The following is a 14,721-nucleotide window of genomic DNA, read 5'->3' on the forward strand; positions in this document are numbered from 1 at the left end:
GGGCGTGCCGCCGGACGAGCACCCCCTGCATGCTGTCGACCGTGCCCCCTACCCCGGCCCGGGGTCGGGTACGCCAGAGCTGCTCACCGTCCGGGGTGATCCGGAACCAGCCGTCGGAGACGGTGACCAGCCCCGCGCCGACCAGCCGCCGGACCGCTGTCTCCACGTCCTGTCGTTCGGGTATCGCCTGGTTGAGATGGTCGGCGGTGGACAGCACGTCGGTGAGCCGTACCCCTTCCGGGCGGCGGGAATCCGCCGCCCGCCGGTGCCGTCCGGCCCCGCTGGCGATCACCAGTGACACGAAGATCCAGGCGTCCGTCCAGCGCCACGCGTTCTCCCCCATGCACGAATGATGCCCGTAGGTGTCCGTTGAGGAAACACCTACTTTCCCCCTGTCCTGTCAGCGCAGCTCAGCGTGCCCACGTGCGGACGCAGCGCCGCACGGCGGGGTGGGAACCGGTGCCGGGGCACCGGATCGCGGGGCGGTGGGGGCCGCCGCCGGCGGGTCGGGAAGCGCGAGGCGGGGGATGAAGAACTGGGCGAGCGGGCCGATGCCGAGCGCGTACGCGACGGTGCCCACGCCGACCGTGCCGCCGAGCAGCCAGCCCAGGGCCAGCACGGTGACCTCGATCACGGTGCGGACGAGCCGGACCGAGCGGCCCGGCCGGCGGGCGACGTACCCGGTCATCAGGCCGTCGCGGGGGCCGGGGCCGAGCCGGGCACCGAGGTAGAGGCCGGTGGCGGCGCCGTTGGCGACGATGCCGCCGATCAGCAGGGCGATCCGGGCCGGCAGCGGCCACCCGGCCGGCAGCAGGGCCACCGTGGCGTCCACCACCAATCCGATCACCAGCACGTTGCTCACCGTGCCGAGCCCGGGTCGTTGCCGCAGCGGGATCCAGAGCAGCAGCACCACCGCGCCGACCGCGATGGTCACGGTGCCGAACGACAGGCCGGTCTGCCGGGACAACCCCTGGTGGAAGACGTCCCACGGGTCCAGCCCGAGCCCGGAACGGATCATCATGGCCATGCTGACCCCGTAGAGGACCAGCCCGGCGTAGAGCTGGGTGAGCCGGCGGCCGGGCCGGTGCCGGAGATTGCCAATCGGAGCCATGCATGCCACCCTAGGGTCCAATATCGCCCACTGAAGAGCCAATTCCGAAGGGGTGGCCGTGACCAGCCAGGTGCGAGGGGTCCAATTGGCGCGGTTGCTCGGGCAGTGGCATGCGCTGCCCGGTCGCCGTCGCAGCCCCGACTACGCCGCGCTCGCCGCCGCCGTCCGGGGTCTGCTCGCCGACGGCCGGCTCCCCCTGGGGGTACGCCTGCCGGCCGAACGGGAGTTGGCCGAGGCGCTGCGGATCAGCCGTACCACGGTCACCGCGGCGTACCGGCAGCTGCGGGAGACCGGCCACCTGGCCAGCCGGCGCGGTGCGGGGAGCTGGACCATGCTGCCCGGCACCCACCGGGTCGCCAGCACCGGCCTGTGGACCCCGCTGGACGACCGCGACATGATCGACCTCGGGGTGGCCGCGTTGGCCGCCCCACCCGAACTGGTCCCGGCCGCCCGCGCCGCGGTGGAGGACCTGCCCCGGTACCTGTCCGGCGCGGGCTACCACCCGACCGGCATCATCGAGCTGCGCGAGGCGGTCGCCCGGGCGTACACCGAGCGGGGGCTGCCCACCAGCGCCGAGCAGATCATGGTGACCAGCGGCACCCAGCACGCGTTGGACCTGGTGCTGCGGCTGGCCCTGGTGCCCGGCGGGAACGTCCTGGTCGAGTCGCCCACCTACCCGAACGCGCTCGCCGCGCTGGCCGCCCGGCGGGCCCGGATCACCACCCACGGCCTCGCCGTCGACGGGATCGGGTGGGACGCCGACCTGCTGCTGGGCAGCGTCCGGCAGACCCGGCCGAAACTGGCCTACCTGATCCCCGAGTTCCACAACCCGACCGGGCACCTGATGGCCGCCGAGCTGCGGGAGCGGCTGGTCGCCACCGCCCACGCCGCCGGCACCGACCTGGTCGTCGACGAGTCCTTCGTGGACCTGCCGCTGGACGGCACGCCGCTGCCCCCGCCGATGGCCGTGTTCGACAGGCACTCCCGGGTGATCTCCATCGGCGGGATGAGCAAGCCCTACTGGGGTGGCCTGCGGATCGGCTGGGTCCGCGCCTCGGCCCCGCAGGTGCAGCGGCTCGCCGCCGCCCGGGTCGGGGTGGACATGGCCAGTCCGGTGCTCGACCAACTGGTGGCGGTGCACCTGCTCGCCCAGGCCCCGGCCATCGTCGCGGCCCGCCGGGCGCAACTGGTCACCCAGCGCGACGCGCTGCTCGCCGTGCTGGCCGAACGGCTGCCGGACTGGCGCTTCGACGTCCCCCGGGGCGGCGTCACGCTCTGGGTCGAGCTGGACGGCCCGATCTCCAGCGCGCTGGCCCGCGCGGCCGAGGAGGTCGGCGTACGGCTGGCGCCCGGTCCCCGGTTCGGCCTGGACGGCACCCTGGAACGGTTCCTGCGGCTGCCGTTCACGCTGCCCGTCGCCGACCTGGTGGAGGCGGTCGGCCGGCTGGCCGCGATCCGCTACGACCTCGACCGGGGCGCGGGTCGCCCGCGCTGGCGGGAACCGGCAGTCATCGCCTGACCCGGCCGCCCGCGACGTTCCGCCCACCCGGGCCTCGACCGCACCGGGCGGGCCACCCGTCGCCGTCGGCCGGCCGGGTCGCCGGTCGGGGCGAACCGGCCTGACCGGGCGGCCCCGGCTGGGAGACTGCCGGTGTGGGTGGCCCGGGACGGTGGCACGGGATCCGGCCCGGTGCGCCCGGCTCCCGGACCACCCGGCTGGAACTCTTCTACGACCTGGTCTTCGTCTTCGCGTTCTTCACCGTCACCGCGCTGACCTCACAGGAGCCCACCGGGGCCAACCTGCTGCGCTGCCTGCTGGTGCTGGGCCTGCTGTGGTGGTGCTGGACCGGTTTCGCGGGCCTGGGCAACGCGGTCCGCGCCGACCAGGGACCGCTGCCGCTGCTCGGCTTCCTCACCGTCACCGCCACCTTCCTGCTGGCGCTGAGCATGCCGGGGGCGTTCGTCGACGAGCCGGGCGGGCTGAACGGCCCACTGGTCTTCGCCGGCTGCTACTTCCTCGTCCGGGCCTGCCAACTGGGGGTCTTCGGGGTGCTGGCCCGGGGCGACCCGGCCCGGTGGCGGCAGTGGACCCGGCTCGCGCTGCTGCCGGTGGCCGCCACGGCGCTGCTGGTCGCCTCCGCGCTGCTGCCCCACCGGGTCGCCGCCGACGGCACCGCGACCGTCCTGCAACTCACCCTCTGGACGCTGGCCCTGCTGGTGGAGTACGTGGCCGGGATCCGCCTCGGCGGGACCTACTGGGCGGTGCTCTCCGCCGGGCACTGGGCCGAACGGCACGCCCTGATGGTGCTGATCGCGCTCGGCGAGTCGATCATCGCGCTCGGCGTCGGCCCGAAGTTCGTCACCGGCCTGCCGCTGACCTGGCCGGTGGTGATCGCCGCGGTGTTCGGCATCGCCGTCGCGTCGGTGCTGTGGTGGGCCTACTTCGACACCCTGGCGCTCGCCCTGGAGCAGGCGTTGCACGGCAGCCGCGATCCGGTGGGCAGGGCCCGGTTGGCCCGCGACGTCTACACCTACCTGCACCTGCCGATCATCGCCGGGGTGATCTTCTTCGCCCTCGGCCTGAAGGACCTGCTGGCCGAGGTGGCCGACCCGGACACCCCGACCTGGGGGGTGCCGCTGGGCGGCTTCTGGGTGCTGGTGCTCTGGGGCGGGGTGGGCCTCTACCTGCTCAGCCTCGTGGCCTGCGAGCTGCGGGCGACCCGGGTGCTGCGCTGGCCGCCGGTGCTGGCGGTGCTGGCCCTGGCGGCGCTCGCCCCGGCCGGGGCCCGGGTGCCCGAGGTGGGCGCGTTGGCCCTGCTGGCGCTGGTCTGTGTGGTGCTGGCCGCGGTGCAGACCCGCAGCCAGGGCCGCCGTCGGCGGCGGGTGCGCCGGCTGGCCCTGGCGCAGGAGGAGGCCGTCGAGGAGGCACAGAGCCGGTGGCGTCACGAGCACCTGTGACCGGCCGGCGGCCGTGTCCCGGGACGGGGGGACACGGACACCGGCCGGTCGGCGGGGCTCAGATCTCGGCCAGGCTGCCCTCGTACATCCGGTCGATCTCGGCGGCGAAGTTGCTCTCCACACCGCGCCGCTTGATCTTCAGCGAGGGGGTCATCTCGCCGTCCTCGATGGTCAGGTCGCGGGGCAGGACGGTCACCTTCTTGATCGTCTCCCAGCGGTTGAGCCTGGTGTTGAGCTGGGCGACGTGCTCCTCGACCATCGCGCGGGCCTCGGGCGAGGCGACGATCTCGGCGTAGTCGCGCCCCTGGAGCGGACCGCCCGCCGCCCAGCCCCGGATCGCGTCCGGGTCCAGGCTGACCAGCATGGTGCAGTAGTTGCGGGCCTGGCCGATGACGATCGCCTGCGAGGTGTACGGGCAGATGGCCTTGAACATCCCCTCGATGTGCGACGGCGCGACGTACTTGCCGCCGGAGGTCTTGACCAGGTCCTTCTTACGGTCGGTGATGCGCAGGTAGCCGTCGTCGTCGAGGCTGCCGATGTCACCGGTACGGAAGAAGCCGTCCTCGGTGAACGCGGCGGCCGTCTCCTCGGGCAGGTTGTGGTAGCCGCGCATGACCGGCCGGCCGCGCACGAGGATCTCCCCGTCGGTGTCGATCCGGCACTCCAGGTCGCCCATCGCCCGGCCGACCGTGCCGATCCGCAGCCCGTCGGGCGGGTTGACGAAGTTGCCGGCGCTGGTCTCGGTCAGGCCGTACCCCTCGGAGATTGGCAGGTTGGCCGCGGCGAAGAAGGTGGCGATCTCGGCGCTCAGCGGGGCCGCACCCGAGACGAGCACCCGGATCCGGCCGCCGAGGCGGGCCTGAAGCTTGCTGAACACCAGCTTCTCGGCCACCGCGTACTTGGCCTTCAGCATGCCCGGCACCGGCCGGCCGGCCTGCTCCAGGGCGACCTTCCGCTTGCCGACCTCGACCCCCCAGGCGAAGATCTTCGCCTTGGCGCCCCCGGCGTCCTGCGCGGTGGTGACCGCCTTGTTGTAGACCTTCTCGTAGACCCGGGGCGCCCCGCACATCAGCGTCGGCCGGATCACTCCGAGCAGCTCGACGAGCTTGTCCACCCGGCCGTCGACGTAGGTGGGCAGGCCGACGTGCGTCGAGCCGCAGAGCAGCGTCTTGCCGAACGAGTGCGACAGCGGCAACCACAGGTACTGCACGTCGTCGTCGCGCAGCAGGCCCGTCTCCGCCTGCACCACCCCCTCCCAGCACCAGCCACCGTGCAGCAGCTCGACCCCCTTCGGCCGGCCGGTGGTGCCCGAGGTGTAGATCAGCGTGGCCAGGTGCTCGGGGCCGACCGGGGCGATCAGCCGGTCCACCAGGCCCGGGTCCGCGGCGAGCGCCCGCGCGCCCTGCTCCTCCAGCTCGGCCAGGGTGAGCTGGGGCACGGCGGCGGTCGGGTCGGGGGTGCCGTCGAAGAGGACCACGTGGGTCAGCGCGGGCAGCTGCGCGCCGGACACCTTGGCCGCCTGGGCCGGGTTCTCGGCGAACAGCACCCGCGAGCCGGAGTCGGCGATGATGTACGTCGCGTCCTGCGGCTCGGTGGTGGGGTAGACGGTGGTGGTCGCGCCGCCCGCGCACATGATGCCGAAGTCGGCGATGATCCAGTCCAGCCGGGTGTTGGCCAGGATCGCCACCGGGTCCTCCAGCCCGACCCCGAGCCCGTGCAGGCCGGCGGCGACCGCGTCGGCCCGCTGGCCGACCTGCGCCCAGGTCAACCAGACCGGCCCCGAGTCGTCCGCCGCCGGGTGGGCGAAGGCGCGCTGGTCGGGGGTGGCGGCCACCCGCTTGCGGAACATATCGGGGATGGAACGGTAAGGGACATCGAGAGCCATCGAGGTTGCCGCCTTCGGGGGTGGGTGACGTGACGGGGGTCACGTCGCTCTGCGGTTACCGAAGGGTATTGCCTGCACCCGGGCATCGGCTAGCCCTCGAACCTGTGAGGCGGCTGAGTCCCGCCGGACGGCCCGGCGTACCGGTCCACCCGCATCGACCAGTCGTAGGTGGCGCGTAGCCAGGCGCGGCGGGCCGCCAGATAGGGCGTCACCGCCGGCCCGGCATGCGCGACCAGGGCCGCCTCCCGCACCAGGTAGCCGGCCAGCCCGTCGTTGAACCAGCCGGCGGCCAGTTGGAAGGCCGCCGCCTCGTCCCGCCCGTGCTGCACGGCCAGGACGGTCACCAGGTTGTGCGGGTCGGCCGCCGCGTCCCGTTCCTTGCGGTAGGAGAACAGGTCGTTGCACCAGCAGACCAGGTCGACGGCGAGGTCGTCCAGGGCGAGCAGCGCCGGATCGACCCGCCGGGCCGGGGCGGGCGGGTGGCCGTACGCCAGGTCGGTGAGGGTGAGACTGGGGCGTACGCCACCGGTGTGCCGGCGCATCTGGCGGTACTCGGCCAGCCCGGGGACCCGGCGGCGCTCCCGGTTGGTGGCCTCCCACAGCAGTGCCAGCAGGTACTCCCGCAGTTGGCTCACCAGGCGCAGCAGCAGGGTGGGGCGGCGCTGGTCGACCACCCGCCGGCACAGGTCGGCCAGCGCGACGCCGAGTGCCCCGGCCGGCGTGTCCCGGTCGCCCGGGGGAACACCGTCGCCGACCGATCCGCCCCGGCCGGTCGACGCCCCGGCCGATCCGCTCTGGCGGGTCGACGTCCCGGCCGATCCGCCCTGGCTGGTCGACGCCCCGGCTGATCCGCCCCGGCCGGGCCACGCGCCGGCGTCGGTCGGCCAGCCGTGCCGGTCGAGCACGTCCAGCAGTGCGGCGACCGTCGGCGCGAGGGTGGCCGGCGCGCTGCCCAGGCCGTCGTCGTCGCAGACGTCGTCCATCACGAACAGCCAGGAGAACAGGTCGGTGAGCAGTCGCAGCCGGGTGACCGGGGCCTGCGGGCAGGCCCGTCCGGCCAGTTCGGCCGCGCCGGCCCGGTGCAGCCGGGAGGTCGACGGTCCGGCCCCGACCAGGCCCTGCCCCCGGGCCCACTCCAGGCTCTCCGCCGCCACCCGGTCGGTGGCGACGTGCCGGCGGCTGACGAACGGTGGCTCGTACAGGGCCGAGACGTCGAAGCTTCGCATGGCGTCCCCAGTCGGCCGCCCTCCACGGGCGACGTCGCCGGAGAGTACGGCATGGAGATCGACACCAGTCGTTGTCAGGGTGGTCGGGGTGACCGATTCCACCCCTGTTGCGAACAGCGACGCTCCTCGCTGCGCCAGGTGATCAGCCGGCCGCACAGGGTGTCCGCCGCAGTGGCCCCGCCGGACGGCCCGACGGAGGCGACGCGGGGCTCACAACCCCAGCGCGGCCGTCCGCAGCCGCTCGGTCAGCGCCGGTGGGCCGTCGAGCTGGACCCGGGCCACCCGCTGCCGGCCGGACAGGAAGAGCACCAGCTCACCGGGGGGCCCGACCAGCCGTACCCGGTCACCGCCCCGGCCGGCGGTCAGCTCGCCGTGGCCGGGGGCCTGCACCAGCAGGTGCGCCGGGAAGCGTCGGGCCCGGGTCCGGGTCAGCAGGGACACCGGCTTCCACAGCCGGGCGGCCAGCCCCGCCGGGACGTCCCGGGGGTGCCAACCCGGGCGGGCCCGCCGGACGTCCTCGTGGTGGATGAAGAACTCCATCGTGTTGGCCAGCTCGTCGGTCAGCGGATTGCTGACCGGGCTCCACACCGGGGGCCGGCGCACCTGGTCGACCAGTTCCGGCCAGGGGCGGGCGGCGACCCGCAGCCGCACCCGCTCGGCGTACCCGTGCAGGGGCGGCAGCAGGATGCCGCCGGCGGCGTCGGGGCGGCGCTCCCGCACCACCAGGTGGGCGGCGAGGTCCCGGGCGGTCCACCCCTCGTTGAGGGTGGGGGCGTCCGGGCCCACTTCCAGCATCAGGTCGGCGAGCGCCTCGCGCTCCGCTCGGGCGTACCGCGGCATGCAGCGATCGTAGGTCGGCGGGCCGCCGTCGGCGCGGCGGAGACCCGCCGCGACGGGCGCGGGCGGGACGTGACGGTGGACATACGTCGCCGGGCGGCGGCGGTGGCCGGGACCGGTAAGGATAAGGGAGATAATTGCGGCTTACGGCGGGGGAGAGCGTGGCGAGCGGGACGAGTCGGGACGTGATCCGCCGAGGGTTGTGGGTCCTCGGCCGGGCGATCCGGGAACAACCGCGCATCTTCGCGGTGGCGGTGGCCGGCAGCGTGCTCTTCGGCGGGTTGGTGATCGCCAGCGCGTACGTGGTCGGCGCGGTCGTCGGCGACGTGGTGGTGCCGGCGGTCGAGGCCGGCGAGGTCGGCACCGGCACGGTGGCCCTGGCCGCCGTGGCACTGTTCGGGATCAGCGTGCTGCGGGTGGTCGGCATCTTCGGCCGGCGGCTCGGGGCCGGCTACATGCAGTTCCGCCTCCAGGCCGCCTACCGTCGCCGGGTCACCCGCCGCTACCTCGACCTGCCGCTGGCCTGGCACCACCGCAACGCCACCGGCACGTTGCTGTCCAACGCCAACTCCGACGTCGAGGCGGCCTGGTACCCGATCGCGCCGCTGCCGTTCGCGGTCGGCACGCTGGTGATGCTGGTCGGCGCGGTCGGCTCGCTGTTCGTCACCGACTGGGCGCTCGCCCTGGTCGGGCTGGCCGTGTTCCCCGCCCTGTTCGCGCTCAACGTGGTCTACTCCCGCCGGATGGCCCCCCGCCAGGCCCGCGCCCAGCGGCTGCGGGCCGAGGTCAGCGGCATCGCCCACGAGAGCTTCGACGGCGCGCTGGTGGTCAAGACCATGGGCCGGGAGGCCCAGGAGACCGCCCGCTTCGCCGAGCGGGCCCGGGAGCTGCGGGACTCGCTGATCGCGGTCGGCCGGTTGCGCGGCGTCTTCGACCCCCTGCTGGAGACGCTGCCCAGCCTCGGCACCCTGGCTGTGCTGGTGGTCGGCACGGTCCGGCTGCGGCAGGGCGCGATCACCGTCACCGAACTCGTCAGCGTCGCCTTCCTGTTCACCGTGCTGGCGTTCCCGGTGCGGGCGATCGGCTGGGTGCTCGCCGAGCTGCCGCGCAGCGTGGCCGGGTGGGACCGGGTCAGCCGGGTGCTCGACGCCACCGGCGAGATGCCCTACGGCGAGGTCACCCTCGACGACGCCGGCCCGGCGACCCTCGCCTTCGACGGCGTCCACTTCGGCTACGAGCCCGCCGAGGCGCACCTGCCCGGCACGTCTGTGCTCGGCGAGGTCGCCTTCACCGTGCCCGCCGGGCGGACGGTGGCGCTGGTCGGGCCGACCGGCGCCGGCAAGTCCACCATCGCCTCGCTGGCGGTCCGGCTGGTCGACCCGGACGCCGGCACGGTCACCCTCGACGGGGTGGACGTACGCCGGCTCACCGCCGCGTCGCTCGCCTCGACCGCCGCCCTGGTCGCCCAGGTGCCGTTCGTCTTCGACGACACCGTCCGGGCCAACATCAGCCTGGACCGGCCGGGCATCGACGACGAGGACGTCTGGGCGGCGCTGCGGCTGGCCGAGGCGGACGGTTTCGTCGCCGCCCTCCCCGACGGGCTGGACACCATGGTCGGTGAGCGGGGCACCTCGCTCTCCGGCGGCCAGCGGCAGCGGCTCACCCTGGCCCGCGCCCTGGCCGGCCGGCCCCGGCTGCTGGTGCTCGACGACGCCACCAGCGCGGTCGACCCCCGGGTCGAGGCCGCCATCCTGGCCGGGCTGCGCGCCCCGGCGCCCGGACAGCCGGCCGCCGCGTCGATCCTGGTGGTGGCGTACCGGCGGGCCACCATCGCGCTCGCCGACGAGGTGATCTACCTGGAGCACGGCCGGGTGCTGGCCCGGGGCACCCACGCCGAGCTGCTGGCCACCGTGCCCGGCTACGTCGACCTGGTCACCGCCTACGAGCAGGCCGAACAGGAACGCGCGGAGAACCGGACGTACGACGAGGTCGCCCCGCTGCCGACGGGCCTGGAGATCGAGGTGGACCGGTGAGCGCGAGGAGTGCAGCGCAGCGGAGCCCCGCAGTCGCGAGCGGAGAGGCAGTCCGGTGAGCGTGAGGAGTGCGGTGCGGGGTCGGGTGGTCGCGAGCGGAAGGTCGACGGCGGTGGGCGAGGGTGGCGGGGACGAGCCGGTCGAGCGGACCGAGGGGACCTGGCAGACGTTGCGGCGGGGGTTGGCGCTCTCGCCGGAGCTGCGTACCGGACTGGCCGGCACGTTGGCGCTGGCGCTTGTCTACATGGTCGGCCGGGTGGCCGTGCCGGTGGCGGTGCAGCGCGGCATCGACCAGGGGATCGCCGTTCCCGGCGGGCCGAATCTCGGGGTGATCGTCACGGTGGTCACCGCGACGGCGGCGGTGCTGGTGCTCACCACCGTCTGCGGTTACCTGATGATGCGGCGGCTGTTCACCGTCAGTGAGACCGCGCTGGCCAACGTCCGGACGAGGGCGTTCCGGCACGTGCACGACCTGTCGATGCTGCACCAGCAGTCGGAGCGGCGCGGGTCGCTGGTCTCGCGGGTGACCAGCGACGTCGACCAGATCACCCAGTTCCTCCAGTGGGGCGGGGTCATCCTCATCGTCAACCTGGGTCAGCTCGCGGTCACCACGGCGGTGATGCTGGCGTACTCCTGGCAGTTGACGCTCGTGGTGCTGGTCGCCTTCGCGCCGGCGGTGCTGATCATCCGGTTGTTGCAGCGTCGGTTGGCCGGGGCCTACGGGGTGGTCCGGCAGCGGATGGGCATCCTGCTCGGCACGGTCGCCGAGAGCGTGGTGGGGGCGCCGGTGATCCGGGCGTACGGCGTCTCGGGGCGCACGGCCCGGCGGTTGGACGCGGCGATCGAGGGGCAGCGGTTGGCCCAGCAGCGGGCCATCCGGATCAGCATCATGGGCAGCTCGGTGGGGGAGTTGGCGGCCGGGGTGGCGCTGGCCGGGGTGGTGGTGGTCGGGGTGTCGCTGGGGGTGGACCGGACGCTGTCGGTCGGCCAGCTCACCGCGTTCCTGTTCCTGGTCACCCTGTTCATCCAGCCGGTGCAGATCGCCACCGAGGTGCTCAACGAGGCGCAGAACGCCATCGCCGGCTGGCGGCGGGTGCTCGACGTGCTGGACATCGCGCCGGACGTGGCCGATCCGGGGGAGCAGGGCCGGGACCTGCCGGCCGGCCCGTTGGACATCCGCTTCGCCGACGTGACGTTCGCCTATCCGGGTGGGCCGCCGGTGCTGCACGGCGTCACCCTGGACATCGCCGCGAAGAGCCGGGTGGCGGTGGTCGGTGAGACCGGCAGTGGCAAGACCACCTTCGCCAAGCTGCTCACCCGGCTGATGGACCCGACGCAGGGGCGGGTGCTGCTGTCCGGGGTGCCGCTTCACGACGTGCGGTTCGACTCGCTGCGGTCCCGGGTGGTGATGGTGCCGCAGGACGGGTTCCTGTTCGACGCCACGGTCGGGGAGAACGTCCGCTTCGCCCGTCCCGAGCTGACCGACGCGGAGTTGACGGCCGCCTTCACCGAGCTGGGCCTGGCCGACTGGCTGGACGGCCTGCCGGCCGGACTGGCCACCCCGGTGGGGGAGCGGGGGGAGGCGTTGAGCGTGGGGGAGCGGCAGCTGGTGGCGCTGGCCCGGGCGTACGTGGCGGATCCGGACCTGCTGGTGCTGGACGAGGCGACAAGCGCGGTCGATCCGGCCACCGAGGTACGTCTGCAACGCACCCTGGACGCGGTGACCCGGGGGCGTACGACGCTGGCCATCGCGCACCGGTTGTCCACCGCGCAGGCGGCCGACGAGGTGGTGGTGGTGGACCGGGGCCGGATCGTCCAGCGGGGTCCGCACGAGGAACTGCTGCGTGATCCGGACTCGGTGTACGCCCTGCTCTACGCGTCCTGGTTGGAGCAGACCCGCTGATCCACGTGCTGCCCACCGGTGGGAATGCCGTCCGGTGGACGTGGTCGCCCCGGTGCTCTACTCTGCGGGTTAGGTAAGGCTAACCTTTTTCGGAGGTGCCCGTGGCTCCGACCCCTGCTGAGCTGATCCGTACCCTGGTGGCCGGTCGGTTACCCGGCCTGGTGCACCTCGCCCACCGCCCCGGTCCGTTCCACGTCCGGCACGCCACCGACGCGGAGGGGCGGGTGCTGCTGCTCGTCCCGGTCTTCAGCGACCTTGCCGCCGAGCTGGACCCGGCCGCCGCGCGGGACGTGGCAGTGGTGCTCGACGTGCTCGACCTGCCCCCGGCCGCCGGTGCGCCGTCGACCGGCCGGGCCTGGGTGTCCGGCTGGGCGGCGCCGCTGACCGGCGACCCGGCCCGTCGGGCGGCCGTCGAGTTCGCCGCCGTGGACCCGACCGGCGACCTGCTCGACGTCGGGAGCCGGTTCCGGCTGCACCGCTTCGAGGTGGCCGAGGCCCGGCTGGAGACCGCCGGTGCGGTGCACCGGGTCGATCCGGGCGACTACGCCGCCGCCGAACCGGACCCGCTGCACGCCGACGAGGCCGCCCTGCTGGCCGACCTCGCCGACCACCACGGGCCGCAGGTGACGGCGTACCTGTGCCGCCGGCTCGGCCTGACCGGCGGCGAGCCCCGGGTGGTCCGACTCGACCGGTACGGACTGGTCGTGGCGCTCGGCGGCCCCGGCGACAGGCGTCGTGCCCGCCTGCCGTTCCCGCAGCCGGTGACCGACCTGTCGGAGCTGTCCCGGGTGCTGCACCCGCTGCTCTGCACCCGTTCCACCGCGCACCCCCGCACCCCCCGTCACCCCGCCAACACCCGAACCGACCGCGACTAGCCCCGCCACAGCCCGTGGCCCCTCCAGCCACGGGCTGTCGCGCGCCCGGCCCCGCGCGTCCCCGCCCCGCCACGGCCCCGCGCGTCCCCGCCTCGGCCCCGCCTCGCCCCGGGGATCAAGCGGTTTGCGTCCGGGCCGCCGACCGGCGTGACGCGAACCTCTTGATCACCGAGCCGGAGTGGCGGGCGGTGGGGCGGCGGGTGGTGGGGCGGTGGGTGGGTGGGGGAGGGGGGCGGTGAGGTAGCGGTGGATGGTGGGCCCGAGGGTTGCGGCCAGGGTGTCGGGGGTGGCGGAGGCGACCGGTTCGAGGCGGATGACGTAGCGCATCATGGCCAGCCCGATCATCTGGGTGGCCACCAGGGCGCCGCGCAGCGGCCGTTCCGCCGGGTCGAGGTCGAGCTGGTCGAGCACCCGGCGCAGCACCTGGGTGGTCAGGAACTCGCGCATCAGCCGGGCCGTCCACTCGCTGTTGGCCGCCGAACGCAGCAGCGCCGCCGCCGCCCCACCGGCCGGCGAGTCCCACACCCCGAGGAACGTGCGGACGAGCCGCTCGCCGATCCCGTCCGGGTCGCCGGCCAGCACGGCGGGCAGCAGCGCGGCCGGGTCGACGGGGATGTCGACGGTGGCCCGGAAAAGCTCCTCCTTGCTGCCGAAGTAGTGGTGCACCAGGGCCGGATCGACCCCGGCGGCGGTGGCGATCTGCCGGATCGGGGCCGCGTCGAAGCCGCGTTCGGCGAACGCCGACCGGGCGGCGGCGAGGATCGCCTCCCGGGTGTCCTGGTTGCCGGGGCGGCGGCCGGTGCGTCGGGCCACCGGGCTCACCCGCTGCGCCGGCGCAGGGTCGCCGCCGCCAGCACCAGGGCCAGCACCGCCGCGCCGGCCACGATCGACACGTCCCGCCACATCAGGCCGGTCGGTGCGGAGTGCGCGCCGACCTCCTGGAGGGCCTCCACCGCGTACGACAGGGGCAGCGCGTCGCTGACCGCCTGGAGCCAGCCGGCCATCTGGTCGCGGGGCACGAACAACCCGCACAGCAGCAGTTGCGGGGCGACCACGACCGGCATGAACTGCACCGCCTGGAACTCGGTGCGGGCGAAGGCGCTGCAGAAAAGCCCGAGCGCGACGGCCAGCACCGCGTTGACCGCGGCGATCAGCACGACCAGCCCGGCGGAGCCGGCGGTGGTCAGCCCGAGCAGCCGGTACGCCGCCGCGGCGGCGACGGTCGACTGCACCACCCCGGCCAGCCCGAACGCGATGCCGTAGCCGAACAGCAGGTCGAGTTTGCCCAGCGGGGTGGTGAGCAGCCGCTCCAGCGTTCCGCTGGTGCGTTCCCGCAGCATCGCGATGCTCGTCACCAGGAACATGATGATGAACGGGAAGAAGCCCAGCATCACCAGGGCCACCCGGTCGAAGGGGGACGGCCCACCGGGCGGGGCCGGCTGGTCGGCGTACATGAAGTAGACCAGGGTGAGCAGCACCGTCGGCACCACCACCAGCAGCGCCACCGTACGCCGGTCGTGCCGTAGCTGACGCAGGATGCGCCCGGTGGTGGCGGCCAGGATCGTCGGGTTCACGCCGCCTCCCCGGTGCCCGTCGGCTCCGTCCCGGCGGCCCGGATCAGCCGCAGGAACGCCTCCTCCAGGTCGTCCACCCCGGTGGCGGCGCGGACCGCGTCGGGGGTGTCGTCGGCGATCAGCCGGCCGTGGCGGATCAGCAGCAGCCGGTCGCAGCGGGCCGCCTCGTCCATCACGTGGCTGGACACCAGCAGTGTGGTGCCGGCGGCGGCCAGGGCGTGGAACCGGGCCCACAGGTCGGCCCGCAGCACCGGGTCCTGCCCGACGGTGGGTTCGTCGAGGACGACCAGTTCCGGCTCGCCGACCAGCGCGCAGGCCA

General features: G+C 74.3%; 12 protein-coding genes and 1 pseudogene. 5 read left to right on the forward strand and 8 right to left on the reverse strand.

The window, feature by feature from the left end; genetic code table 11:
* Both ACOJTC_RS16325 and ACOJTC_RS16330 read right to left on the reverse strand, forming a co-directional pair.
* Window positions 1–343, reverse strand: a 343-nt coding sequence (locus ACOJTC_RS16325; RefSeq protein ID WP_420117523.1) for a hypothetical protein, incomplete at its 3' end; no start/stop codon positions are given.
* A 57-nt stretch (window positions 344–400) separates the two neighbouring features.
* Complete coding sequence (locus ACOJTC_RS16330) at window positions 401–1,111, reverse strand: YczE/YyaS/YitT family protein (RefSeq protein WP_204927734.1); 711 nt, start codon at window positions 1,109–1,111, stop codon at window positions 401–403.
* Window positions 1,112–1,169: 58 nt separating this feature from the next.
* On the opposite strand from ACOJTC_RS16330, the gene ACOJTC_RS16335 reads away from it, so the two are divergent.
* A complete protein-coding gene (locus ACOJTC_RS16335; protein WP_088643138.1) occupies window positions 1,170–2,630 on the forward strand; it encodes a PLP-dependent aminotransferase family protein in 1,461 nt (486 codons plus the stop codon).
* 134 nt (window positions 2,631–2,764) lie between these two features.
* A complete protein-coding gene (locus ACOJTC_RS16340; RefSeq protein WP_420117524.1) occupies window positions 2,765–4,069 on the forward strand; it encodes a low temperature requirement protein A in 1,305 nt (434 codons plus the stop codon).
* 58 nt (window positions 4,070–4,127) lie between these two features.
* On the opposite strand, the gene ACOJTC_RS16345 is transcribed toward ACOJTC_RS16340, so the two are convergent.
* The 3 genes from ACOJTC_RS16345 to ACOJTC_RS16355 form a co-directional block, all read right to left on the reverse strand.
* Window positions 4,128–5,954, reverse strand: a complete 1,827-nt coding sequence (locus tag ACOJTC_RS16345; protein WP_420117525.1) for an AMP-dependent synthetase/ligase — start codon at window positions 5,952–5,954, stop codon at window positions 4,128–4,130.
* A gap of 89 nt (window positions 5,955–6,043) precedes the next feature.
* Window positions 6,044–7,180 carry a terpene synthase family protein gene (locus ACOJTC_RS16350; protein ID WP_420117526.1) on the reverse strand — a complete coding sequence of 379 codons (1,137 nt, stop codon included), beginning with the start codon at window positions 7,178–7,180 and terminating at the stop codon, window positions 6,044–6,046.
* A gap of 210 nt (window positions 7,181–7,390) precedes the next feature.
* Complete coding sequence (locus ACOJTC_RS16355) at window positions 7,391–8,020, reverse strand: TIGR03085 family metal-binding protein (RefSeq protein WP_204927731.1); 630 nt, start codon at window positions 8,018–8,020, stop codon at window positions 7,391–7,393.
* A 158-nt stretch (window positions 8,021–8,178) separates the two neighbouring features.
* On the opposite strand from ACOJTC_RS16355, the gene ACOJTC_RS16360 reads away from it, so the two are divergent.
* The 3 genes from ACOJTC_RS16360 to ACOJTC_RS16370 all read left to right on the forward strand — a co-directional run bounded on the left by ACOJTC_RS16360 (window position 8,179) and on the right by ACOJTC_RS16370 (window position 12,828).
* Window positions 8,179–10,050, forward strand: coding sequence for an ABC transporter ATP-binding protein (locus tag ACOJTC_RS16360; RefSeq protein ID WP_420117527.1), 1,872 nt, complete (start codon window positions 8,179–8,181; stop codon window positions 10,048–10,050).
* A gap of 112 nt (window positions 10,051–10,162) precedes the next feature.
* Window positions 10,163–11,953, forward strand: a complete 1,791-nt coding sequence (locus ACOJTC_RS16365) for an ABC transporter ATP-binding protein (RefSeq protein ID WP_420117531.1) — start codon at window positions 10,163–10,165, stop codon at window positions 11,951–11,953.
* Window positions 11,954–12,054: 101 nt separating this feature from the next.
* Complete coding sequence (locus ACOJTC_RS16370) at window positions 12,055–12,828, forward strand: DUF2470 domain-containing protein (RefSeq protein WP_420117528.1); 774 nt, start codon at window positions 12,055–12,057, stop codon at window positions 12,826–12,828.
* 165 nt (window positions 12,829–12,993) lie between these two features.
* Here the strand turns inward: ACOJTC_RS16370 and ACOJTC_RS16375 are convergent, their stop codons facing one another.
* The 3 genes and pseudogenes from ACOJTC_RS16375 to ACOJTC_RS16385 form a co-directional block, all read right to left on the reverse strand.
* Entirely contained in the window at window positions 12,994–13,641 is a 648-nt protein-coding gene (locus ACOJTC_RS16375) for a TetR family transcriptional regulator (protein WP_420117529.1), read from the reverse strand.
* Between the two features lie 5 nt (window positions 13,642–13,646).
* Window positions 13,647–14,402, reverse strand: a complete 756-nt coding sequence (locus ACOJTC_RS16380) for an ABC transporter permease (protein WP_420117530.1) — start codon at window positions 14,400–14,402, stop codon at window positions 13,647–13,649.
* A pseudogene (locus ACOJTC_RS16385) lies at window positions 14,399–14,721 on the reverse strand (ABC transporter ATP-binding protein); the annotation flags it as partial. The gene ACOJTC_RS16380 and the pseudogene ACOJTC_RS16385, both read right to left, overlap by 4 nt.

The sequence above is a fragment of the Micromonospora sp. genome, from assembly GCF_048594385.1.
Lineage (GTDB): Bacteria > Actinomycetota > Actinomycetes > Mycobacteriales > Micromonosporaceae > Micromonospora > Micromonospora wenchangensis.

What these genes read in the sequence shown, in the direction of transcription:
- ACOJTC_RS16330 (WP_204927734.1), bottom strand. Translation starts at nt 1,111, where the DNA reads ATGGCTCCGATTGGCAATCTCCGGCACCGGCCCGGCCGCCGGCTCACC.
- ACOJTC_RS16345 (WP_420117525.1), bottom strand. Translation starts at nt 5,954, where the DNA reads ATGGCTCTCGATGTCCCTTACCGTTCCATCCCCGATATGTTCCGCAAG.
- ACOJTC_RS16350 (WP_420117526.1), bottom strand. Translation starts at nt 7,180, where the DNA reads ATGCGAAGCTTCGACGTCTCGGCCCTGTACGAGCCACCGTTCGTCAGC.
- ACOJTC_RS16355 (WP_204927731.1), bottom strand. Translation starts at nt 8,020, where the DNA reads ATGCCGCGGTACGCCCGAGCGGAGCGCGAGGCGCTCGCCGACCTGATG.